The 21,495-nt window shown below is 67.1% G+C and carries 20 protein-coding genes; 2 read left to right on the top strand and 18 right to left on the bottom strand.

What is annotated here, in order from left to right; all coding sequences use genetic code 11:
* Positions 1-540 precede the first annotated feature (540 nt).
* Positions 541-735, top strand: a complete 195-nt coding sequence (locus tag AC3WMR_RS08815) for a hypothetical protein (RefSeq protein WP_492263641.1) — start codon at positions 541-543, stop codon at positions 733-735.
* Between the two features lie 853 nt (positions 736-1,588).
* Positions 1,589-2,380: an IclR family transcriptional regulator gene (locus AC3WMR_RS08810; RefSeq protein WP_492263640.1), complete on the top strand. Its 792-nt coding sequence runs from the start codon at positions 1,589-1,591 to the stop codon at positions 2,378-2,380.
* Between the two features lie 180 nt (positions 2,381-2,560).
* Here the strand turns inward: AC3WMR_RS08810 and AC3WMR_RS08805 are convergent, their stop codons facing one another.
* The 18 genes from AC3WMR_RS08805 to AC3WMR_RS08720 all read right to left on the bottom strand — a co-directional run bounded on the left by AC3WMR_RS08805 (position 2,561) and on the right by AC3WMR_RS08720 (position 21,485).
* Positions 2,561-2,716, bottom strand: a complete 156-nt coding sequence (locus AC3WMR_RS08805) for a hypothetical protein (protein WP_492263639.1) — start codon at positions 2,714-2,716, stop codon at positions 2,561-2,563.
* Positions 2,713-3,453: a class II aldolase/adducin family protein gene (locus tag AC3WMR_RS08800; protein WP_492263638.1), complete on the bottom strand. Its 741-nt coding sequence runs from the start codon at positions 3,451-3,453 to the stop codon at positions 2,713-2,715. Before AC3WMR_RS08800 ends, AC3WMR_RS08805 begins: the two co-directional genes overlap by 4 nt.
* A gap of 13 nt (positions 3,454-3,466) precedes the next feature.
* Positions 3,467-4,492, bottom strand: a complete 1,026-nt coding sequence (locus tag AC3WMR_RS08795; protein ID WP_492263637.1) for an alpha/beta hydrolase fold domain-containing protein — start codon at positions 4,490-4,492, stop codon at positions 3,467-3,469.
* Positions 4,493-4,517: 25 nt separating this feature from the next.
* Positions 4,518-5,444: a 2-hydroxyacid dehydrogenase gene (locus AC3WMR_RS08790; RefSeq protein ID WP_492263636.1), complete on the bottom strand. Its 927-nt coding sequence runs from the start codon at positions 5,442-5,444 to the stop codon at positions 4,518-4,520.
* Positions 5,441-7,093, bottom strand: a complete 1,653-nt coding sequence (locus AC3WMR_RS08785; protein WP_492263635.1) for an ABC transporter ATP-binding protein — start codon at positions 7,091-7,093, stop codon at positions 5,441-5,443. Before AC3WMR_RS08785 ends, AC3WMR_RS08790 begins: the two co-directional genes overlap by 4 nt.
* A gap of 6 nt (positions 7,094-7,099) precedes the next feature.
* A complete protein-coding gene (locus AC3WMR_RS08780) occupies positions 7,100-7,963 on the bottom strand; it encodes an ABC transporter permease (protein WP_492263634.1) in 864 nt (287 codons plus the stop codon).
* A 7-nt stretch (positions 7,964-7,970) separates the two neighbouring features.
* Positions 7,971-8,912 carry an ABC transporter permease gene (locus AC3WMR_RS08775; protein WP_492263633.1) on the bottom strand — a complete coding sequence of 314 codons (942 nt, stop codon included), beginning with the start codon at positions 8,910-8,912 and terminating at the stop codon, positions 7,971-7,973.
* Positions 8,913-8,929: 17 nt separating this feature from the next.
* Positions 8,930-10,513, bottom strand: coding sequence for an ABC transporter substrate-binding protein (locus tag AC3WMR_RS08770; RefSeq protein ID WP_492263632.1), 1,584 nt, complete (start codon positions 10,511-10,513; stop codon positions 8,930-8,932).
* A gap of 87 nt (positions 10,514-10,600) precedes the next feature.
* Complete coding sequence (locus tag AC3WMR_RS08765) at positions 10,601-12,040, bottom strand: amidase (protein WP_492263631.1); 1,440 nt, start codon at positions 12,038-12,040, stop codon at positions 10,601-10,603.
* A gap of 190 nt (positions 12,041-12,230) precedes the next feature.
* The gene (locus AC3WMR_RS08760) at positions 12,231-13,196 is read right to left on the bottom strand and encodes a LysR family transcriptional regulator (protein WP_029954053.1); all 966 of its coding nucleotides are present in this window, start codon (positions 13,194-13,196) and stop codon (positions 12,231-12,233) included.
* 51 nt (positions 13,197-13,247) lie between these two features.
* The gene (locus AC3WMR_RS08755; RefSeq protein ID WP_492263630.1) at positions 13,248-14,420 is read right to left on the bottom strand and encodes an acyl-CoA dehydrogenase family protein; all 1,173 of its coding nucleotides are present in this window, start codon (positions 14,418-14,420) and stop codon (positions 13,248-13,250) included.
* Positions 14,421-14,467: 47 nt separating this feature from the next.
* The gene (locus tag AC3WMR_RS08750) at positions 14,468-15,454 is read right to left on the bottom strand and encodes a Bug family tripartite tricarboxylate transporter substrate binding protein (RefSeq protein WP_492263629.1); all 987 of its coding nucleotides are present in this window, start codon (positions 15,452-15,454) and stop codon (positions 14,468-14,470) included.
* A gap of 34 nt (positions 15,455-15,488) precedes the next feature.
* Positions 15,489-17,060 (bottom strand): long-chain-fatty-acid--CoA ligase, encoded by a 1,572-nt coding sequence (locus AC3WMR_RS08745; RefSeq protein ID WP_492263628.1) that lies wholly within the window; start codon positions 17,058-17,060, stop codon positions 15,489-15,491.
* Entirely contained in the window at positions 17,057-17,518 is a 462-nt protein-coding gene (locus tag AC3WMR_RS08740; protein ID WP_492263627.1) for a MaoC/PaaZ C-terminal domain-containing protein, read from the bottom strand. Before AC3WMR_RS08740 ends, AC3WMR_RS08745 begins: the two co-directional genes overlap by 4 nt.
* Complete coding sequence (locus tag AC3WMR_RS08735) at positions 17,515-18,630, bottom strand: mandelate racemase/muconate lactonizing enzyme family protein (protein WP_492263626.1); 1,116 nt, start codon at positions 18,628-18,630, stop codon at positions 17,515-17,517. Before AC3WMR_RS08735 ends, AC3WMR_RS08740 begins: the two co-directional genes overlap by 4 nt.
* Positions 18,630-19,604 carry a Bug family tripartite tricarboxylate transporter substrate binding protein gene (locus AC3WMR_RS08730; RefSeq protein WP_492263625.1) on the bottom strand — a complete coding sequence of 325 codons (975 nt, stop codon included), beginning with the start codon at positions 19,602-19,604 and terminating at the stop codon, positions 18,630-18,632. Before AC3WMR_RS08730 ends, AC3WMR_RS08735 begins: the two co-directional genes overlap by 1 nt.
* Positions 19,605-19,626: 22 nt before the next feature.
* Positions 19,627-20,793 carry a CaiB/BaiF CoA transferase family protein gene (locus AC3WMR_RS08725; protein WP_492263624.1) on the bottom strand — a complete coding sequence of 389 codons (1,167 nt, stop codon included), beginning with the start codon at positions 20,791-20,793 and terminating at the stop codon, positions 19,627-19,629.
* Positions 20,790-21,485, bottom strand: coding sequence for a dienelactone hydrolase family protein (locus AC3WMR_RS08720; protein ID WP_492263623.1), 696 nt, complete (start codon positions 21,483-21,485; stop codon positions 20,790-20,792). Before AC3WMR_RS08720 ends, AC3WMR_RS08725 begins: the two co-directional genes overlap by 4 nt.
* Between the last annotated feature and the right edge of the window lie 10 nt (positions 21,486-21,495).

Here is a 21,495-nt window from a genome sequence, read left to right as displayed (position 1 = left end):
TGCGCGTCAGTTTTTTACCGACCAAACCCTGCCGGTTTCTCCAACCTGAGACTGTCCACTTCGGGGGAGGAGGTCAATAGCAATGAACATCTGAATCCACATCATCGCTTTTGTGGGGGATTACCGAATCGCTTAGGGGTGCGCCTGATTTCAACTAAGGCTCTATTTGATCCACCAGCCAAAATAAACGATGTAAACGCTTCATTCAGAGCGGGTTCGCAACCCAGCAATAGAGTCAAGGCACCTGCCCCTCCACCGCGAAAGCTATAAATTTTTATTGGTTTGGTGCGCGTATTTTTTTAATCGTTAGATTGGAAAGCAGTGCGCGCCAACCATATACTCTCCCGTCTCGATGAACCTGCAAGCAACGCTCTCGAACGAGCTTGTAAGCGTATCTCGCCCCAAATCCTGTTTCCTCCTTGATTTGCTTCGCGGTTGCACCAAAAAGATAGAGGGTCACAGCCGCCTTCTTTGTTAAATAGTGCTTTCGCGCATCCTCATCAAGCCCCCCGATATCTGGAGTCGGCTGGGCGCTTTTTGATGCTGACCGCACTAAGGGTGCTTTGGGCGATCTTGGCCTGCTTGGACATATCGATTCACGACGACCCCATGTACCGCCCGCCCTATGCCGCTGAGGAATACCGCAAGGATCGCGAAGCCGAGCAGCGGCAACGTGAATTTGATGAGAGCCTGCAGCGGAAGGTCCAGCAATCAACGGGCCGCAGCACCCAGTAAGCCCTGTGCGGGCGTTTCATGTATGGCGTCCATATTTTTAGCGTTCTGTATCATACCGACGCGATCCCGAGTTGATTTAACTTGACAAAACTTAATCCGTCTGTTACATTATCACCTGTACCGACTTCGGAGGTGCGGGCGGTTCGAATCCGCCGCTGCTAAGGTCCGCGTTCACGTGTTTGGTCTGTTTGATGGCAGCAGTATTTCTTGCTGACCCATCGATTTTATTAACAGTTCTTAATTACTTGAGCGGAGGTGCCCCTATGGTTAGTCATACATTTGAAGCAGTTATGTTTGCAGTGTCCAAAGCAGTGTTGAGTGTGTCGTCAGCAGTAGCCGCGGGTCTAGTAGCGAACGGAGTAACGCCTCACCTATAGAGGGCGCTCTCAATCGAGAGCGCCCTTTTCTTTTTTGCAGCATGAGTCGCTTGGTAAATAAACTACAGTCGATCTGGGGCTGAACGCGACCGGCCCAATGCCTCTGAATGGAACGTGCTGCATGGCCCCGGCGGCGCGGCACAGCCACACCTAGTCGGGAAACGCCGGGCGAGCCGGAGGTGCCGCGCCCACTGGATGAGAATGTCAGCCATGCCTCGCTCCCGGTCCAGAAACGAAAGGCCTTCAAACCACATACTCCACCATGCTGCGGGCACCCTGTGCTGAATTTACCGGCCTCAATTCCCACAGAATTGTCCGGCGTCCACCGTATAAAGATATAGCGACAGGCTAAGGGCAGCCATCGGCCGCGCCATTGCTGGATTCCACTTCTGGGTATAAGGCGCGACTGTTCAAGTATCGCTTTCAGCTATTGAAGCATCGCCATACAATACTTCGACACAGCTGACCCCGATCCCATGACCCGCCCTGATCCCCTCTTCGTCCAGTCCCTGGCCAAGGGCTTCGAATTGCTCGAAGCCTTTGCGCATCACCCGTCGACCCTGAGCATGAACGAGCTCATGGAAATCACGGGCTTTGACCGCAGCACCACCCAGCGCATGACGCACACCCTTGTCCAGCTGGGCTACCTGGAACGCGGCCCAGGCGGCAAAGGTTACACGCCCGGCAAGAAGATCCTGCAGCGCAGTTTCGACTACATGCGCAGCGTGCCGCTGCTGGAACGCGCCACGCCGCTGATCGCCGAAATGCAGCGCGAAACCCATGAACGGGTCGAACTGAGCCTGATTTCCGACCTGTACATCATCTTTGCGCTGCGCCGCCAGACCAAGCGGCAAACCTTCAGCAGCACACTGGCCGGCCGCGAATTGCCGCTGGTGCAGACGGCCGGCGGGCGCTCGATCATGGCCAATCTGCCCGACGACGAAGTCGAAGACATCCTGGCGCGTTCGGCCCTGATGCCGATGGACAACATTCCGTCCACGCCCAAGACCAATAACGATCCGGACCGCATCCGGGCGCTGGTGCACCGCGCCCGCGAAGACGGCTACGCCACCGCCGTGGAAGAAAGCCTGCTGGGCGAGCTGAACGTGGCCACCGCCATTCTGGACAACCGCCACCGGCCGGTGGCGACCATCCAGATTGCCGGCCTGACTTCGGAATGGGACACCCCTGAAGACTTCGCGCGTCGCTACGCGCCCTTGTTGCAGACGGCAGCGCGCGCGCTCAGCGGCAAGGTCGGGCTGGCCTGACCGGCCATTCCGCCAGGCCCGCCGCCCGCCGGTCACCCGCGGACGACGGGCAGCCCGCCATCGATCACTGCCCGCTTTCGAACTCGGCGCGCAGCTTTTCGACCTCGTCGTCCTTGGCCCAGCCGGGATAGCCGGGGTCCATGAGCGGAATCACGATGGGATTGATCAGGTCCATGCTGGTCAGGCTGGAATGGAAAATGCTCCAGCCCCCTGCTCCACCGGCGCGTCCTTGCTGCGCCGGCTCAAGAGCGTGGCCCAGTCCATGGATTGCACGTCGACCGTCATGCCGATGCTGCGCAGGGCCAGGTCCATGGTCGGAAGATGGGCGTCTTTCATCGCGCGGCCTCCTCGTCGAGCAGGCGCTTGGCGGCCGTCCAGACGCGCTGGCAATACTGGGGCGCGGTAGGCCGCTCGAACTGGCCGGCCGTGCGCTCGCAAACGGCGGGCGACGGAAAGGTCAGGCGCGCGCCGGCCGACTGGGCCTTGATCTGCGCCTGGCAGGCGCGTTCCAGGAAATAGATATTGACGAAGGCCTCGGCCACGGTGCCGCCAGCGGCCAGCAGGCCGTGGTTGCGCAGGATCATGGCCTTGTGCGGCCCCAGGTCCTCTACCAGGCTGGCGCGCTCGTCCAGATCCAGCGCGATGCCCTGGTAGTCGTGATAGCCCAGGCGCTGATAGAAGCGCAGCGCATGCTGGGTGATCGGCAGCAGGCCGTCTTCCTGGCAGGCCACGGCGATGCCGTCGGCGGTATGGGTGTGGACCACGCAGGCCAGGTCATGGCGCGCGGCGTGCACGGCCGAATGAATGGTGAAGCCGGCGCTGTTCACGCGCTGCTGCTCTTCGTCGCCCGGATCGACGGGGTTGCCGTCCAGGTCGATCTTCACCAGGTCTTCGGGCCGCATCTCGTGGAACAGCACGCCGTAGCGATTGATCAGGAAATGGTTGTCCGTGCCCGGCACCCGCGCGCTGATGTGCGTGTCGATCAGGTCGGTCATGCGGAAATGGGCGACCAGGCGGTACAGCGCGGCCAGTTCCTCGCGCATCTGCTGTTCGGTCGATTCGGTGTAGGCCATGCCAGTCTCCGGTTCAGGCCGAATGGGTGCCGCGTTCGCCATGCAGCCAGGCCGCCGTGTCCTCGAACGCCTGCACGGCCGCGTCCGAGATCGACACCGCTTCCAGAAAGCTGTGCACCGTGCCGCGATAGACCTTGGCGCTGACGTCCACGCCGGCCGCCTTGAGCAGGCGTTCGAGCTCGATGCTGTCGTCGTGCAGCGGATCGCATTCGGTGACCACCATCCACACCGGCGGCAGCTGGCGCAGGTCGGCGCGCATGATGTCCACGCGCGGATCGAAGAAATCCTTGCCGTGGCGGATGTGCAGGCCGCGGAACCAGATCATCATGTGCAGCGACAGGCCGTAGTCGCCCGCGCCATAGCGCACCACCGAATTGCGGAACAGGTTGCTGCTGAAGCCGCCGTAATTGAGCACGATGCCCTTGATCAGACCGCCCTGCCCTTCGTCCCGCAGCGTCAGCGCCGTGCCCATCGACAGGTTGGCGCCCGCCGAATCGCCGCCGATGAAGAGCTGGTCCGCATCGATGGACAATTCCTGGGCCTGCGCGGCGATCCAGCGCAGCACGTCCACGCATTCTTCCAGGGGCTGCGGGAACTTGGCTTCGGGCGCGCGGGTGTAGTCGATGCCGATCACCACGATGCCGGCGCGCTCGGCGTATTCACGCATCACGCGGTCGTGCGTGTCGATCGAAAACAGCACGAAGCCGCCGCCATGGATGTACATGAAGGCGCCCGGCAGCCGGCGTTCGGCGGGATAGTGGATGCGCACCCGCACGGTGCCGTGGCGCGTGGCCACTTCGGTATTGACCGTGCGGGCCATTTGCGGGCCGCCCTGGGCCCACGGCAGGCGTACTTTCTCGGCATTGGCCCGTCCTTCTTCGATGGGCAGGGTGTCGCGGCGCGGATACTGCGCCGCGTCCTTGGCCATCAGGCGCATGAACTCGGCGATCTGCGGATCGACGGGCGCGGGCGCCCCGGTGGGCAGCGTGAAGGCGGGATCATCCAGGTAAGGCAGGGAATCGTGTTGCAGGCTCATCATCAGGGTCTCATTGAAAAGCGCGCTGTCAGTAGCCGCGCGAGGTGTCTACGGTATTGGCCAGCGTCGCCCCGTGGCGCAGCCGGTGGATATTGGCCACGACCTGCTCGGCCACGGTGGCCGCGGTGGGCATGGTGGCCATGTGCGGGGTGACGACCACCCCGGGCGTGCGCCAGAGCGGGTCGTCGGGCGGCAGCGGCTCGTGCGCGAACACGTCCAGCACCGCGCCGCGCAGGTGGCCGGATTGCAGGGCCGCGATCAGGTCCGCGGGCACCAGATGCTCTCCCCGGCCGCAATTGACCACGGCGGCGCTCGGGGGCAGCGCGGCGAAAGTCCGGGCATTGAGAATGCCGCGCGTGGCATCGGTCAGCGGCAGCAGGCAGATCAGCACGTCGCACTGGGCCAGGAAGCCGTCGAAAGCCGCCTGGCCGGCATGCACGGTGATGCCGGCCATCTCGCGCGGGCTGCGCGACCAGCCGTGCACGTCATAGCCCAGGCTGGGCAGGAAGGCGGCGATGGCGCCGCCCAGCTCGCCCAGGCCCATGACGCCCACGCGGAAGTCGCCCGCCGCCACCTGCACGCCGCGCTGCCAGTGCGCGCGGGCCTGGTTGGCCAGCGCCAGGTCCAGCTTGCGGTGAAAGTGCAGCACCGACCACAGCACGTACTGCAGCATGCCCCGGGCCAGCTGCGGGTCCACCACGCGGCAGACCGGCAGGCCGCGGGTGTCCTGCCCGGCCAGCAGGTTGTCCACCCCGGCGGCAATGCTGTGGATCAGGCGCAGCCGGGGCATGTCGGCATAGACGCCGGCCGGCGGGTTCCAGCACACGGCCACCTCGGCCTGCAGGCAGGCCGGGTCGGGCCACACAGCCACCTCAAGGCCGTCATCGCGCGCCTGCAGCAGCGGCTGGAAATAGGCCAGGTTGGCCGAACGGGACAACAATGCAACGCGGGTCATGCGCAAGCCTCTTTCAGAACAATGCCGGCCTGGCGGCTGCCCAGGCCGTCCTTGCCGGGAATGGCGGCCAGCAGCTCGCGGGTGTAGTCGCTGGACGGGTGGCGGAAAATCTGTTCGGCCGGGCCGATCTCCATGACCTTGCCGCGCTGCATGACGGCGATGCGATGGCACAGGCGCGCGGCCACGCGCAGGTCGTGGGTGATGAAGATCATGCTCAGGTTCAGGCGTTCGCGGATGGCCTCGAGCAGGTCCAGGATCTGCGCCTGCACCGAGACATCCAGGGCCGACACGGCCTCATCGGCGATCAGCACCTCGGGTTCCATCATCAGCGCCCGGGCAATCGAGATGCGCTGGCGCTGGCCGCCCGAGAACTCGTGCGGGTAGCGCTGCAAGGCGCTGGCATCCATGCTGACCAGATCCAGCATCTCGCGCATGCGCTCGGCCACGCGGGCCGGCGATTCGCCATAGTTCATGGGGCCTTCGGCCAGGGTCTGGGCAATGGTGCGGCGGGGGTTGAACGAGCGGTACGGGTCCTGGAACACCATCTGGATGCGCTTGCACCACTGGCGCCACTGGGTGCGCGACAGGCGCGAGACGTCCTGGCCGTTCATCACGATGCGCCCGCCCGTGGGCGCGGCGAAATGCGCCAGGCAGCGGCCCAGCGTGGTCTTGCCCGAGCCGGACTCGCCCACCACGCCCAGCGTCTCGCCGCGCGCCAGCGACAGGCTCACGTCGTTCAGGGCATGCACCTCGCGGTGGTGCGAACGGAACAGGCCGCCGGTCACAAAGCGCATCTGCAGGTGTTCGACCGAAATCACCGGGTCATTCGCGGGCGGCGCCCGCCGGGCGCCGAATTCGCCCTTGGGCACGGCGTCGATCAGCTTGCGGGTATAGGGGTGGCGCGGCTGCGCCAGCACCTCTTGCGCCGTGCCGGTCTCGACGATCTGCCCCTGCTGCATGACGATGACGCGGTCGGCAATCTCGGCCACCACGTCGAAATCATGGGTGATGAAGAGAATGCCGGTGTCATGCCGCTCGCGCAGCCCGTGCAACAGGCGCAGCACCTGGGCCTGCGAGGTCACGTCCAGGGCCGTGGTGGGTTCGTCGGCGATGATCAGTGCAGGCTCCAGCGCCAGTGCCATGGATATCATCACGCGCTGGCGCTGGCCGCCCGACAGCTGGTGCGGATAGGCGTGCTGCAGGGTCTCGGGCGACGGCAGCCGCATGTCGGCCAGCAGGCGCAGCACCCGCGCCTGCACCTCGCGCGCGCCCAGCTGCGGCGCATGGAACTGGAAGATCTCGGCGATCTGCCGGCCCACCCGCATCAGCGGATTGAGCGCCGTCATGGGTTCCTGGAAGATCATGGCCATGCGGTTGCCGCGCAGCGCCCGCAGCTCGGCGGGCGAGGCCTGGGTGATGTCCTGGCCGGACAACAGGATCTGGCCGCTTTCGCGCGTCAGCACGTTGCGCGGCAGCAGGCCCATGACCGCGCTGGCGGTCACCGATTTGCCCGAGCCGGATTCGCCCACGATGCAGACGATCTCGCGCGGGTGCACGGTCAGGCTGATGCCCTGGGCGGCATGGCGGCGGTCGCCGGCGCCCGGCAGGCGCACGCTGAGATCGCGGACTTCAAGTACAGGATGAGACATGGAGGTTCAACCGTTGCGTTTGCGCGCCATGCGCGGATCCAGACGGTCGCGCAGCGCGTCGCCGAAAAGATTGATGGACAGGATCAACAGCGCCAGATAAGCGCCGGGAAACAGCACGATCCAGGGCGCGCGCTGGAAAAAGGCGCGGCCTTCGGAAATGATGCTGCCCAGGCTGGGAATCTCGGGCGGAAAGCCCAGCCCCAGAAAGCCCAGCACGGCTTCGATCAGGATGGCCGAGGCGCAGATGAACGTGGCCTGCACCACCAGCGGGTTGATGGTGCTGGGCAGCACGTGGCGCCACAGCACGCGCACGGTACGCGTGCCCATGCCCAGCGAGGCCTCGACATACGGCTCTTCGCGTACCGACAGCACCACGCTGCGCACCAGGCGGGCCACGCGCGGGATCTCGGGAATGGAGATGGCGATCACCATGGTCGGGATCGATGCGCCGCCCAAGGCCACCATGGCAATGGCCAGCAGCAGGCCGGGAATGGCCATGATGCCGTCGATGATGCGCATGATGAAGCCGTCCAGGCGGCGGAAATAGCCCGCCAGGATGCCCAGCGCCAGGCCCGCACAGACGGAAATCACGGCCACCAGGGCGGCCAGCGTGATGGACAGGCGCCCGCCATAGAGCACGCGCGAAAACAGGTCGCGGCCCAGGGAATCGGTGCCCAGCCAATAGCCCTCGCTGATGGGTTTGAGGCGCAGGCGCGGCGCCAGGGCGGCCGGGTCATGCCAGGTGATCCACGGCGCCAGCATGGCCAGGGCCACCAGGGCCAGCAGCAGCGCCAGGCCGCACAGCATCATGGGGTCGCGCGCCAGGGTGGGCCAGAAGCCGCGCGCGCGGGGCAGGACGAGAGGGGTCATGGCGTCCTCAGTAGCGGATGCGCGGATCGAGCACCACATACAGCATGTCGATCACCAGGTTGATGAATACGTAGACGAAGGAGAAGAACAGAATCGTCCCCTGCACCACGGGATAGTCGCGCGCCAGCACGGCATCGACGATCAGGCGGCCCACCCCGGGAATGTTGAAGATGGTCTCGGTGACGACCACGCCGCTGATCAGCGTGGTGAGCGCCAGGCCGATCACGGTGACGATGGGCACGGCGGCGTTGCGCAGCGCGTGGCGGTACAGCACGTAGCGTTCGGGCACGCCCTTGGCCCGGGCGGTACGCACGAAGTCTTCGCCCAGCACTTCCAGCATGCTGCCGCGCGTGATGCGGGTGATCAGCGCCACGAACACCGTCGCCAGCGTGACGGTGGGCAGCACCATGTGATACAGAAAGGTGCCAAAGCCGGCCGCCAGACCCGCATACCCCTGCACCGGCAGCCAGTTGAGCTTGACCGAGAACACCAGGATCAGCAGGTAGCCCACCACGAAGGCCGGCACGGAAAAGGCCAGCACGGTCACCGCCAGCGTGATGCGGTCCAGCAGCCGCTTGTGCCACCAGGCCGAGAACACCCCCAGCGGAATGGCCGCCAGCACCGTCACCAGGATGGCGCACAGCGCCAGGGCCAGCGTCGGCCCCAGCCGCTGCCCGATCAGGGACGACACCGGGTCTTTCGAAATGATGGACACGCCCAGGTCGCCTTGTAGCAGCGCGCCCATGGCCAGCACATATTGCGTGGCCAGCGGCTTGTCCAGCCCCATGTCGGCGCGGATCTGCGCCACGGTGTCTTCGCTGGCCATGTCGCCGGCGATGATGCGCGCCGGGTCGCCCGGCGCCAGGCGCAGCAACAGAAAGACCACGGTCGCCACCACCAGCATCACCGGGATGGCAGCCGCGAGGCGCTTGAAAACGAGATTCAGCATGATGCGCTCCCCTGCCCTTACTTGGGCGAGGTCCAGAACAGGGGAATCGGCGCGTCCACCAGGTCGGCGAACTTGGCGTCGTAGCCCTTGAACTTGGAATAGCCGCCCAGGGGCACGAAGGTCACCTGTTCATAGCTGCGGCGCTGGATGGCGGCGGCAATCGCGCGCTTGTCGTCCTCGCTCTGCGCGCCGGCATACTGGTCGCGCAGCTTTTCCATGTCGGCGTCGACGCTCCAGCCGGGATAGCTGGCGCCGGGCCGCGCATCCAGGTTGGGATTGCCCACCGGCGAGGTCAGGTCCAGGCTGGAAAGATTGGAATGGAAGATGCTCCAGCCGCCCTGCTCCACCGGCTCTTTCTTGGTGCGGCGGCTGAGCAGCGTGGCCCAGTCCATGGACTGCACTTCGACATTCATGCCGATGCTGCGCAGGGCCTGCGCGGTGACCGGCGCGATGTTGGCGAAGATCGGCAGGTCGGTCGGATGCAGAATCACGACCTTCTGCCCCGCATAGCCGCTTTCCTTGAGCAGCTGGCGCGCCCGGGCCAGATCCGGCTTGTGGATCTGCGTGGCGCCCTCTTCCGATGCATAGGGCGATACGCAGGTCAGCACGGCGCCGCAGACCTGATAGACGTCCGGGTCCCCGATCTGGGCGTCCAGGTAATCGGTCTCGTACAGGGCGGCCAGGGCGGCGCGGCGCACTTTCACATTGTCGAACGGCGGCTGCAGCCAGTTCATGCGCAGCGTGAACATGTTGGAATTCTTGCCGTACGATTTGAGCGTGATGCCCTTGGCGTCCTTCAATTGCGGCATCAGGTCCGGTGGCACGTCTTCCACGAAGTCGATCTCGCCGCGTTGCAGCGCATTGACGGCCGTCTGGCTATCGGGAATGTTGACCAGTTCCAGCCGGTCGATGCGCGCCACCTTGCCGCCGGCAAAGGCGCTGGCCTTCTCTTTACGCGGCACGTAGCCGTCGAACTTGAGGTAGGTGGCCTTCACGCCCGCCTGGAAATCGGCCTGCACGAACTTGTACGGGCCCGAGCCGACCACCTCGGTGATGGCCTGCGTGGCGGGCGTGTCGGCGATGCGCCTGGGCATGATGAACGGCACCGGCGAGCCTTCCTTGGCCAGCGAATCCAGCACCAGGCCATACGGGGCTTTCAGCGTCAGCACCACGGTGTCATTGCCCTGGGCTGCCAGCGACGCCGTGGACTGGGCGAGGCGGTTGCCGATGGTCGGGTCGCCCGCCTGCCAGCGCTTGAGGGACGCCACCACGTCTTCGGCCTTGACCGGGCTGCCGTCATGGAAGATCAGCCCGGGGCGCAGCGTGAAGGTGTAGGTCAGCTTGTCTGGCGACACGGTCCAGGTGTCCACCATCTGTGGCTGCGGATGACCCGAGGCGTCCATCGAGAACAGCGTGTCGTAGACGAGATAGCCGTGGTTGCGGGTGACATAGGCGGTCGTCAGCACCGGGTCCAGCACGCGCAGCGGCGCATGCATGACGAATTTCGCCGTGGTCTGGGTGTGGCTCTGGGTCTGCGCCTGGGCATGGGCCATGCCGCAGGCCAGGGCCAGGGCCGCGCAGGCGCGCAAGAATCGTTTCATTGTTTTCCCCTTGATGATGGTGAACTGCGCGAACGGCTGGGCGCGACGGCGGCTGCGCCAGCCGCCATCCAATCAGCCGCCGTTGAATCAACGGCCAGGCAACGTCACGGCATGCGCCGGCCAGGGCGCGGCCCGCTCGATCTGGGCCGCCAGCCGCAGAATCTGGTCTTCGCGGCCGAAATGCCCGATCAGCTGGCAGGCCAGCGGCACGCCGTCTGCCGTGGCCGCCACCGGCAGGCTGGCCGCCGGCCGCCCCGACGCATTGACGAAGGCCAGGAAGGTGGCGTAGCGCGAGACCTTTTCGCGAAACGCCCAGAAGCCGCCCGTCAGCGCCAGTTCGCCCAGCCGCGCCGGCAACTGCGTGAGGGTCGGCGTCAGCACCAGGTCCACCCCCTGCATCGCCTGGCTCAAGGCCCGGCCGATGGCATGGAAACGCTGGATGGCATCCACGTATTGCGTGGCGGCGATGCCCCGGCCGATGTCCAGGCCGTCGCGGATCACGGGTTCCAGGTCGTCATCGCGCAAGGCGCGGCCCAGCACGGCCAGCCGCGCGTCCACCGCCAGCACGATGTTGGTGGCCAGCACCGTGCCATGGGCGCGCACGAAGGCGCCGTAATCAAAATCGGGCAGCGGGCCGTCGACTACCTCGTGGCCCAGTTCGCGGCACAACCGCGCGGTGGCTTCCAGCGCCTGGCGGCAGGAATCGGCGATGGGAATGCCGTTGAAGGCGTCCCGCCAGACGGCAATGCGCAAGCGCCCTGCCCCCTGCTCGCGCACCGCATCCAGATACGAACCCGGACGGGGCGGCGCGGCATAGGGCGCACCCGAGGCATAGCCGCTGATCGCGTCCAGCGCCGCGGCGGTATCGCGCACGCTGCGCGTGATGACGCCATCGCAGGCCATACCGCCCCAGCCCTCGCCACGCGCCGGCCCCATGGGCACGCGGCCGCGGCTGGGCTTCAGGCCGAAGACGCCGTTGCAGGCGGCCGGAATGCGGATCGAACCGCCGCCGTCGCTGCCATGGGCCACGGGCACGATGCCGGCCGCCACGGCTGCCGCGGCGCCGCCACTGGAACCGCCCGTCGAACGGTCGTTGGCGCGCGGGTTGATCGTGGGGCCGCCGTGCACACTGGATTCGGTGGACGGCCCCATGCACAGCTCGGATACCGTGCTGCGGCCAAAGGGAATCAAGCCGGCGGCGTCGAAGCGCTCGGCCAGCGTCGCGTCGTAGGCGTATTCGATATCGGCAAACAGGCGCGAGCCCAGGTTGGACGGAAACCGCCGGCTGGCCAGGCCCGAATCCTTCAGCAGAAAGGGAATGCCGCCAAACGGCCCCCGCGCCTGCCAATGGGCAGCCGCTACGCGGGCCTGGTCGGGCCGCAGATGCACCAGCGCGCGCAAGGGCGCGCCGCGTTCCTCTGCCAATTGCAGGGCGCATTCCATCAACTGCGCCGAACTCACTTCCTTGTTGGCCAGCATCTCTGCCAGCGCCAACCCATCCAGGTCGGCGTATTGCGCTGCTTGCATGACTTCCTTCCGGCTAGAATCGTTAAGGTATTGTTAGGCAATACCTACATACTTCATAAAAATATTCTAGCGGGGCGCTGGCAATTACGGCAACGCGGGCAGCGTCAGGGATTTCCCGGGTCGTTCACACGTCCGGAGGCAATGTAATGAAGGGGTTTGCGCCGCGGCCCCGCAGCGCAGATGGCCGGAATCAGTCGGCCGACGGCAGCACCGGCGAGCGGTCTTCCATGAACAGGTCGGCGATGACGCCGCGCAGCCAGCGCGTGCCTTCGTCCTGGTGGCTGCGTTCGTGCCAGAACTGCTTGACCTCGAAGCCGGGTGGGTTTTCCAGCGGCAGCGGCAGGATCTTGATGCGCCGTTGCGGCGCCATGATGCGCGCCACCGTGCCGGGCAGCACGGCCAAGAGGTCGCTGGTTTCGATGATTTCCGGCACCACCGTGAAATGCGGCACGCGCAGCGCGATGTGGCGGCGCAGGCCCTGCTTTTCCAGGTACTGCTCGATCAGCGTGGTGGTGGACGATTGCGGCGAGGCGCGGCGGTAGCGCGACCCCGCCGGTTCGATCATCACGTGGGATTCGGCGGCGAATTGCTCGATGTCCAGCCGTTGGCCGATGCGGGGATGGCCGGCGCGCATCAGGCAGACGTAGTGATCGCCGAACAGGCGTTGCTGATAGAAGCCGGCGGTCAAGGCCGGCAGAAAGCCGATGGCCAGGTCGGCGTCTTCGGCTTCCAGCGCTTCGCGATAGCTTTCGCGCGGCAGTTGCCGGATGCGCAGGCTGACGCCGGGCGCCACCGCCTTCAGATGCTGCATCAGGCGCGGCAGGAACACGACTTCGCCCAGGTCGCTGAGCAGCACCTCGAAGGTACGGCCGGACTGCGCCGGGTCGAACGGCACGGCATTCTGCAGCCCGGCCTGCAACACGGCCAGCCCGGCCCGCACGCTGGGCGCGATGCGATGGGCAAAGGGCGTGGGTTCCATGCCGCTCTTCACCCGCACGAACAGGGGGTCGCCGCACAGCTGCCGCAGGCGGACCAGCGCGTGGCTCATCGACGGCTGCGTCAGGCCGATGCGCAAACCGGCCCGGGTCACATTGCGCTCTTGCATCATGGCGTCGAAGGCCACCAGCAGGTTCAGGTCGATGTTCTCGATATTCATCGCAATGTCCGTCACGCGGTGGCCGGCCGCGCCGCGGGCGGGTCGGAGGGGTCAGGTATCGAAGCGGTCCACCCTTTCCCGCCCGGACAGCACGCCCGTCGCAATGATGGTGCGCTGCATTTCGGACGAGCCTTCGGTGATGGTCCGGCTGCGTGCGTCGCGAAACATCAGTTCCAGCGGCAGTTCGCGCGACAGGCCCACGCCGCCGTGGATCTGGATCGCCCGATCCACCACCCTGACCAGCATGTCGTCGGCAAAGAGCTTCACGGCGGACGCTTCGAGATGATAGTTCAAGCCCTGCTCGGCCTTCCAGGCCGCGTGATGGACCAGCGTGCGCGCGGCATGCAGTTCGACGGTGGAATCCGCGATCATCCATTGGATCGCCTGGCGCTGGGCCAGCGGCTGGCCAAAGGTGTGGCGGGTATTGGCGTAGGCGATGGCCAGATCCAGCGCACGCTGGGCGCGGCCGATGGCCTTGGGGCCATGGGACAGGCGGCCGGCGTCCAGGAATTCCCGGGCCAGTTGCCAGCCCTGGCCGACGCCGCCGACGACCTGGCTGGCCGGAACGCGCACGTTCTCGAACAGCAGTTCCCAGGGCTTGTCGGGCGACATCAGGTCGAATGACTGGCCCAGCCGCATGCCCGGCGTGCCCCGGTCGACCAGAAAACACGACACGCCCAGGTCTTTGCCATCGGCCCGCGTGCGGGCAAACAGCTGCACGAAATCGGCCTTGTCGGCGCCGGTGATGAAGATCTTGGCGCCGTTGATGACGAAATCGCCGCCGTCGGCCACGGCAGTGGTTTTCATGCCGGCGGGGTCCGAGCCGGCTTCGGCCTCGGTCAGCGCAAAGCAGGTGCGCATGTCGCCGCGAACGACCGGCATCAGGTACTGCGCCTGCTGATGGGCGTCGCCGTGGAACAGCACCGGGCCAAGGTAAGGCGTGAAAACGGTCGGCGCCCGGAAGGCGGGCACGTTGCAGCGGGCCAGTTCTTCGAACACCACGCACCGGCCCACGGCGCCGATGCCGCCGCCGCCCACGGATTCGGGCAGGTCGAAGGCCCAGAACCCCAGCGCCTTGGCCTGGTCCTGCAAGCCGCGGCGCACGTCATCGGGAATGTCGGGCTCGTTGGCGTAGCGGGCCTCCAGCGGCATCAGCGCTTCGGCGACGAAACGGCGGGTGGAATCGCGCAGCTGGCGCAATTCGGATGGCAGTTCGAAATCCATGGGGCCTCCCGGGGGGTTGGGCCTGGGTATCAATGAAAGTCGCGTCCCTAGTCCAGCTTGACGTTCAGGCCGTGAATGACGTGTTCGTATTCCTGGCGGTCGCGTTCCAGAAAGCGCGCAAACGCGTCCGGCCCCAGGTCCAGCGGCTCCAGCCCCACACTGGTGATGGTCTTTTCCTGGAACGCGGGCTGGGCGATCACCTGGCGCACGGCCGCCGCGATGTCGGCCACCACGGCCGGCGGCGTGCCCGCGGGCGCGACCAGGCCGAACCAAGACTGCGACACCATCTGGGGAAAGCCCAGCTCGGCGAACGTGGGCGTATCGGGAAACGCCGCGATCCGCTGCGGCGCGGCGACGGCCAACAGGCGCACCTTGCCGCCCTTGACCATGGGAATGGACGGCGGCACGCCCACCATGGCCAGGTTGATCTGCCCGCCCGCCAGCGCCGTCATCACGTCGGCCACGCCCTTGTAGGGCACATGGTTCAGTTCGATGCCCGCCTGGGCGGAAAACGCCGCGGCGTCCAGGTGGGCCTTGCTGCCCTGGCCATAGGATCCGTAGGTCACGTGGCCGGGCCGGGCCTTGGCCTGGGCCACCAGGTCGGCCACGCTTTGAACGGGAAAGTCCTTGGCGACCAGCAGGATTTCGCGGGTCTGCGCCACCCCCGCCACCGGCGTGAAGCTCTTGACCGGGTCGTAGGGCAGCTTGCGGTACAGGTACTGGTTGGACGACAGCGTCGGGTCGTTGGCCATCAGCAAGGTGTAGCCATCCGGCTGCGAGCGCGCCACGTATTCCGCTGCAATGATCGTGTTGGCGCCCGGCCGGTTCTCGATGATGACGGGCTGCGACCAGCGTACGCCCAATTCCTGCGCCAGGCCGCGGGCCAGTACGTCGGCCAGCCCGCCGGCCGTGAACGGCACCACGATGCGCACCATCTTCGTCGGAAACGCCTCGCCCGGCGCCGCCTGTGCCGCCTGCCCCGCGCTCAGCGCCAAAGCGGCCATGCCCGCCGCCCACATCCAGTAGCTGCCCATGTCTGTCTCCTCGTTGGTCTTTTCGGGATGGCCGTCAGGCCACCTGTCTGCCGGCGCGGTCCCAGTACGGAGCCCGCAAGGCTTTCTTGTCCACTTTGCTGGTGCTGACCATGCGCGGCAACGCGTCCACGAATTCGACGCTGCGCGGCTTCTTGTAGCTGGCGATGTGGTCGCGGCAATGCTGGATGAGGCCGGCTTCGTCGACGTCGGCGCCCGGCTGGCGCACCACGAAGGCCTTGACCGATTCGCCCCATTTCTCGTCGGGCACGCCGATGACGGCGGCCTCGCGCACGGCCGGATGCCGCATCAGCGTCTCTTCGACCTCGCGGGAATAGATGTTTTCGCCGCCCGAGATGATCATGTCTTTCTTGCGGTCGACGATGAACAGGTAGCCATCCGGATCGACATAGCCGACGTCGCCTGTCTTCATCCAGCCATCGACCAGCGCCGCGGCCGTTTCGCGGGGTTTGCGCCAATAACCCTGCATGATCGCGGCCGAACGCATCTGAATCTCGCCCACTTGGCCGTCGGCCAGCACGGCGCCGGCGTCATCGACGATGCGCAGGTCCACGCCCAGGATCGGCTGGCCGGCCGACGCCATGCGCGCCGCCTCGGCGGTTGAGCCGTCGGGCAGGTGCTGGTGCTTCTGCAGCACGGTGCCCGGGCCGTGTTCGGTCATGCCATAGGTCTGCATGAAGATCGGCCCAAAGGTCGCGCGCGCCAGCCGCGACAAGGCTACCGACATGGGCGCCGACGCATAGCAGACCACCCGCAGGCTGGACACGTCGACGGGCGACTCGGACTGCGCATCGACCAGCGCCTGGATCATGACGGGCGCGAAATGCGCCGCCGTCACCCGGTGGGCCGCGATGCTGGCGAGGATGTCGCGGGCGTCGAAGCGGCGATGCAGCACGATGGTCGCGCCGCCGATCAGGTAGCTGAGCAGTTCCGTGGTGCCGCCGATGTGATACAGCGGCATCACGATCAGCATGCGGTCGTCCTGCCCGCTGGCATGGGTCAGCGCCAGCATGCGGGCTTGCTCGACCTGCGCGCCGTTGGCCAGCATGACGCCCTTGGGCACGCCCGTGGTGCCGCTGGTGTAGATCAGCAGCAGGGTGTCGTCGGCCTCGGCCCGCCAGGGCGGCGGCTGCGTGCTGGCGGCGGCCAGGGCGGCTTCGTAGCGGTCGGCGCCTTGGCCAGCGTCACTCCCCTGCCCGGCCCCCAGGCACAGCACCTGGGCCTGCACCGGCAGCGCGGGGCGCAAGGCCGCCACGGTCTCGGCATACTCGGGCTCATAAACCAGCAGTGCGGGTTCGCAGTCGCGCAGAATGGCGGCCTGGTCGGCCACGCCCAGCCGGTAATTGATGCCCACGGCGATGAAGCCGCCCATGCCCGCCGCGGCATAAAGCTCCAGGTATTCGGGGCAGTTCTGCGCCAGGATGGCGATGCGGCTGCCGCGTTGCAGCCCTCGCGCGATCAGGGCATTGCACAGGCGCCGCACGCGTTCGGCGAATTCGCCATGGGTGATGCGGCGGCCCTGGAACAGAAAGGCCGGATGGTCGCGATAGCAGCGCGCGTTGCGCTCGATGATGTCGCCCAGAATCATGGTGTGTCTTCTCCGTTGGCCAGGCGCAGCAGCGTGCTGCCGTAGCCCTCTTGAACGATGCGCGACTGGGAATCCAGCAGCGCGAAATGCCGCTCGACGACGGCGCGCCCGCCACCGGACACCACCCGCGCGGCGCTGATGGACGTGCGCACCCGCACGGTGTCGCCGGCCACCAGGGGACGCCGGTAGCGCCAGTCGCGCAGGCCCAGGGCGCCGATCACCGGCTCGGCGAATTCCGGCAGGCGGGTCGACATGCCCATCGCCAGCAGGATGCCGTAGGGCCCGTGGAACATCGGGCCTTCGATGCCGTGTTCGCGGCAATAATCGGCATCGGCGTGAATCGGATGCCAGTCACCCGTCAACATGCACGACAGAGACAGGTCGGCCTGTGTCAGCGTGCGGGCGGTGCTGGTGTAGGTGGACCCCACGGTCAGTTCCAGGAATGGCACCGGATTCATCGCGTCACCTCGGCATCGGCCATCGCCGGCCAGTCGATGCGTTCGCACACGGACGGCCAATCGGGCATGGCGATCGCGCCTTGCACCACGACAGGCACGTCGGCCAGCATCTGTTCGCGCATCGCCAGGAACCAGGTCAATTCGGCCGGCACGGTCGCGGGCGGCAAGGCGGCGGCGAACTGCAGGCCCGCCCAGGTGCCCAGCGCGCTTTCGCCCATCAGTCCAGCCACCGCCGTGGCGTTCGCGGCCTGCGCCAGTTGCCGCATGTGCAGCGCGTCCGACAGGCCGAACCTCCCCGGCTTGAGGCTCAAGGCCCGGGCGCCCCGTTCCAGGAACAAATGCGCATCGCGCACCCCGGTCATGCCGAAGTCGACCAGCAGCGGCACATTCACCGATTGCTGCAAGGCCGTGAAGCCCTGGTCTGGTACGAAAGCGCAAGGGTCTTCGACCATCACCGCGCCGGCCCGGCTCAGGGCGGTGGCGTACCCCGCGGCGTCGGCCGCCGGATACGCGCCGTTGGCATCCACGTACAGGGCGACGCCATCGCCCACCGCCTGCCGCACGGCGTCCAGGCAGGCCAGGTCCAGCGCCATCCCCTGCCCGCCCTTGATTTTCAGCGTGCGAAAGCCGTGGCGCGCGACCATGTCGGCCGCCTCGCGCGCCATCGCGGCGGGCGGCTGCCGGGTCACCGCCCACGACACGGGCACCTGCGCCCGCCCCTGCATCCGGCGCCACAGCGGCATGCCGGTACGGGCACCCAGCCAGTCCCAGCAGGCGTTGTCGATCAGCGTCTTGGCCGGCTGGTTGCCAGGAATGGCGTCCAGCACGGTGCGCAGCTGGCGCGGATCGGACAGGTTGTGGCCGCGCACCAGCGGTTCGAACATCTCGGCCAGCACGCAGACCAGGCTGGCGGCCGTGGCGCCCACCCAGGTCGGTTTGACCGCCACTTCGGCCGCGCCCGCGCAGCCCGAGGCCGTTTCGATGCGCAGCACCACGAACGTGGCCGCCGTCTCGGTCAGGTCGCTCCAGTGCACCGCGCGTTCATAGGCCAGGCGGCGCACGAAGACGCGCCAGCCGGTGATGGGTTCGGCGTCGGGAAAATGGCGATTCATCAGTCCTGCTCCGCGCCAAAGGTATCGATCAAGGCCTTCCACCTGGGCGATTCCACCGCCACGAACGCCTTCACCTGCTCGGCGTCCAGGTAGTGCGGTTCGGTGCCCAGCTGGGTCAGCCGTGCCCGCATGTCGGGCTGCTGCACGATGCGGCCGATCTCGGCGCTCAACCGCGCCACCACGTCGGGCGGGGTGTCCTTGGGGGCGAACAGCCCGTACCAGGCCAGCGCTTCGAAATCGGGATAGCCCGCCTCGGCCACCGTCGGCACCGACGGCGCCAGCGGGGTCCGCGAGCGCGAGGTGACCGCCAGCGCCCGCAGCTTGCCCGCCTGCACCTGGGGCAGCACCCCGGGCAGCGTGAAGAACGTCATGGACACGTTGCCCGCCATGACCGCCGTCACGGCCTCCGGCCCGGCGTTGTAGGGCACGTGCTTGATCTTGATATGCGCCAGGCTGGCCAGCATGGCGCCCGCCAGATGGCCCGACGTGCCTCGGCCGGCGGACGAATAGGTCAGCTCATCGGGCTTTTGCCGGGCCAGGGCCACCAGGTCCGCCACGGACTTGGCCGGCACGTCAGGCCCCACCACCAGCAGGTTGGGCGCCACGGCCACCATGGCCACCGGCGGCACGTCGCGCATGGGGTCGTAGGTCAGGTTCTTGTACAGGTGCGGCCCGACTGAATGCGTCGGGCTGCCGCTGACCAGGAACACATAGCCATCCGCTCGCGACCGCGCCACCTGCGATGCGCCCAGGTGGCCGCCGGCGCCAGGCTTGTTTTCCACGACAAAGGCCTGGCCCAGCGATGTCGTCAGCTTCTCGGCCAGGGCCCGCGCCAGGATGTCGGCCGTGCCGCCCGCACCCGACGAGACCACCAGCCGCACCGGCTTGTCGGGCCACGCCGCCAAAGCGAGCGCGCAAGGAAACCCCAGCGCCAGCGCGGCCAGGCCGCGCGCGCATTGCATTCGAGTGAACATGAAAGCCTCTCTTGGTTGCGGGTCAGACCACCCCGGCCTGCTGCAGAATGTCCAGGTCCTGCGCCGACAAGCCCGCCTCGCGCAGGACCTCGGCGGTGTGTTCGCCCAGGTCCGGCGGTGGCCGGAAATCGCTGCGGTTGTCGCCGTCGTAGCGCACCGGCCGATGCGCCGCGCGCAAGGCGCCGTGGCGCGGATGAACCTGCTCGTAGAACACGCCCTGGTGCTGCACCTGCGGGTCGTCCGCCAGTTCGTCCAGCCGGCGCTCGGGCATGAACGGCACGTCGTGGCGTTCCAGCCGCGGTTCCCAGTAATCGCGGTCTTGCCCGGCAAACACCTCGGCCAGGGTCGCGGCCAGCGCCGGGTAACGTTCGACCCGTTCGGCGCGCGTGGGATACGCCGCCAGCAGATCGGGCCGTTCGATGGCGGCCGCGAGACCACGCCAGAATTTTTCGGGCGACGACAGGTGCAGGCCGATGCGGCGCTGGTCGCGGCAGGTCACCACGTACGATTGCGACATGGCTGCCCGGCCGTACAGCGAGGGTGCCTGCCCGGTTGCCATCATCGCGGCCAGCGGTTCACAGGCCATGGCGATCATGGCCTCGAGCATGCTGACTTCCACCTTGCGCCCGCGTCCGGTCTGCGCGCGTTCGACCAGCGCGCCCAGCACGCCCAGCGCGGCATACAGGCCGGCCACCGCGTCCGACACCGCCGGGCCGGCCACCTTGGGGTCCGCGCCGGCATGAAACATGGATAGCCAGCCCGACGCCGCCTGCCCCACGTTGTCGTAGGCCGGCCGCGACGCGTACGGCCCGCTGGCGCCGAAGCCCGTGATCGAACACACCACCAGGCGCGGGTTCAGCGCCTGCAGGCGCTCGGCACCCAGCCCCAGCTTGTCTTCGACGCCGGGACGCATGTTCAGGATGATGGCGTCGGCCTGCGCCACCAGCCGGTCCAGCACGGCCAGCCCTTCTGGCCGGGTGTAGTCCAGCGACAGGCTGCGCTTGTTGCGGTTGTGCGCCTGGAACTGCGTGCTGTACAGGCCGCCCTTGAACGCGCGAAACGGGTCGCCCGTGCCCGGCCGTTCGATCTTGATGACATCGGCGCCCAGCTCGCCCAGCAACATGCCGGCCAGCGGCGCCGTAATGAAATTGCCCAGGTCCAGGACCCGCAGGCCGCGCAGCACGCTCATGATGCGGCTCCCAGCGCCTGTTGCAGGAAACGCTGCGTGCGTTCGTGCGCAATGTCGGCGTCCATGCCCCCGCCACGCGTGTAGAAGCCATGATCGGCCTCGGGATAGCGGTGCAGCACGGCCAGCGGCGCGGGCGGCAGCGCGGCTTCGATCTGGTCCACGGCGGCGGGCGGCGCGTAGCGGTCGCGGCCGCCATAGTGCAGCATCAGCGGGCAGGCCAGCCGGTCGGCTTCGTCCAGATGCGCCTCCACCCCGACGCCGTAGAACGTCACGGCGGCATCGATGTCCAGCGTGGCCGCCGCCCGATACGCCAGCTTGCCGCCCAGGCACAGCCCCAGCACCGCCACCTTGCCCGCGAAGGCCGGCCTGGCGCGCACCTGCGCCACGGTGCGGCCGATATCGTCGATGCCGGTGTCTTCGTCGAACCGTTCCAGGTATTCGAAGGCCTTGGCCACGCCGGCCTTGTCGTGCGGCAGTTCCACGCCAGGTTCCAGGCGCCAGAACAGGTCGGGCGCCAGCGCCAGATAGCCCTCGGCGGCGTAGCGGTCCGCCAGCGCGCGGATCGTGTCGGTCACGCCGAAGATTTCCTGAAGAATGATCACCGCATGGCCGTTGGCGTGCGCCGGTTCGGCCACGTAGGCGGAAAACGTGCGGCCGTCGCCGGCTGCGATAGGTTCGTATCGGGAATGCATGGAATCCTCG

This window comes from Achromobacter sp. FW305-C-28 (assembly GCF_058783235.1).
This window is presented reverse-complemented; position numbering and strand designations above follow the sequence as displayed.

Bases quoted from the DNA above. Each gene is read 5' to 3' on its own strand.
- AC3WMR_RS08815 (WP_492263641.1), top strand. From the start codon at position 541: ATGCTGACCGCACTAAGGGTGCTTTGGGCGATCTTGGCCTGCTTGGAC.
- AC3WMR_RS08810 (WP_492263640.1), top strand. From the start codon at position 1,589: ATGACCCGCCCTGATCCCCTCTTCGTCCAGTCCCTGGCCAAGGGCTTC.
- AC3WMR_RS08805 (WP_492263639.1), bottom strand. From the start codon at position 2,716: ATGAAAGACGCCCATCTTCCGACCATGGACCTGGCCCTGCGCAGCATC.
- AC3WMR_RS08800 (WP_492263638.1), bottom strand. From the start codon at position 3,453: ATGGCCTACACCGAATCGACCGAACAGCAGATGCGCGAGGAACTGGCC.
- AC3WMR_RS08795 (WP_492263637.1), bottom strand. From the start codon at position 4,492: ATGATGAGCCTGCAACACGATTCCCTGCCTTACCTGGATGATCCCGCC.
- AC3WMR_RS08790 (WP_492263636.1), bottom strand. From the start codon at position 5,444: ATGACCCGCGTTGCATTGTTGTCCCGTTCGGCCAACCTGGCCTATTTC.
- AC3WMR_RS08785 (WP_492263635.1), bottom strand. From the start codon at position 7,093: ATGTCTCATCCTGTACTTGAAGTCCGCGATCTCAGCGTGCGCCTGCCG.
- AC3WMR_RS08780 (WP_492263634.1), bottom strand. From the start codon at position 7,963: ATGACCCCTCTCGTCCTGCCCCGCGCGCGCGGCTTCTGGCCCACCCTG.
- AC3WMR_RS08775 (WP_492263633.1), bottom strand. From the start codon at position 8,912: ATGCTGAATCTCGTTTTCAAGCGCCTCGCGGCTGCCATCCCGGTGATG.
- AC3WMR_RS08770 (WP_492263632.1), bottom strand. From the start codon at position 10,513: ATGAAACGATTCTTGCGCGCCTGCGCGGCCCTGGCCCTGGCCTGCGGC.
- AC3WMR_RS08765 (WP_492263631.1), bottom strand. From the start codon at position 12,040: ATGCAAGCAGCGCAATACGCCGACCTGGATGGGTTGGCGCTGGCAGAG.
- AC3WMR_RS08760 (WP_029954053.1), bottom strand. From the start codon at position 13,196: ATGAATATCGAGAACATCGACCTGAACCTGCTGGTGGCCTTCGACGCC.
- AC3WMR_RS08755 (WP_492263630.1), bottom strand. From the start codon at position 14,420: ATGGATTTCGAACTGCCATCCGAATTGCGCCAGCTGCGCGATTCCACC.
- AC3WMR_RS08750 (WP_492263629.1), bottom strand. From the start codon at position 15,454: ATGGGCAGCTACTGGATGTGGGCGGCGGGCATGGCCGCTTTGGCGCTG.
- AC3WMR_RS08745 (WP_492263628.1), bottom strand. From the start codon at position 17,060: ATGATTCTGGGCGACATCATCGAGCGCAACGCGCGCTGCTATCGCGAC.
- AC3WMR_RS08740 (WP_492263627.1), bottom strand. From the start codon at position 17,518: ATGAATCCGGTGCCATTCCTGGAACTGACCGTGGGGTCCACCTACACC.
- AC3WMR_RS08735 (WP_492263626.1), bottom strand. From the start codon at position 18,630: ATGAATCGCCATTTTCCCGACGCCGAACCCATCACCGGCTGGCGCGTC.
- AC3WMR_RS08730 (WP_492263625.1), bottom strand. From the start codon at position 19,604: ATGTTCACTCGAATGCAATGCGCGCGCGGCCTGGCCGCGCTGGCGCTG.
- AC3WMR_RS08725 (WP_492263624.1), bottom strand. From the start codon at position 20,793: ATGAGCGTGCTGCGCGGCCTGCGGGTCCTGGACCTGGGCAATTTCATT.
- AC3WMR_RS08720 (WP_492263623.1), bottom strand. From the start codon at position 21,485: ATGCATTCCCGATACGAACCTATCGCAGCCGGCGACGGCCGCACGTTT.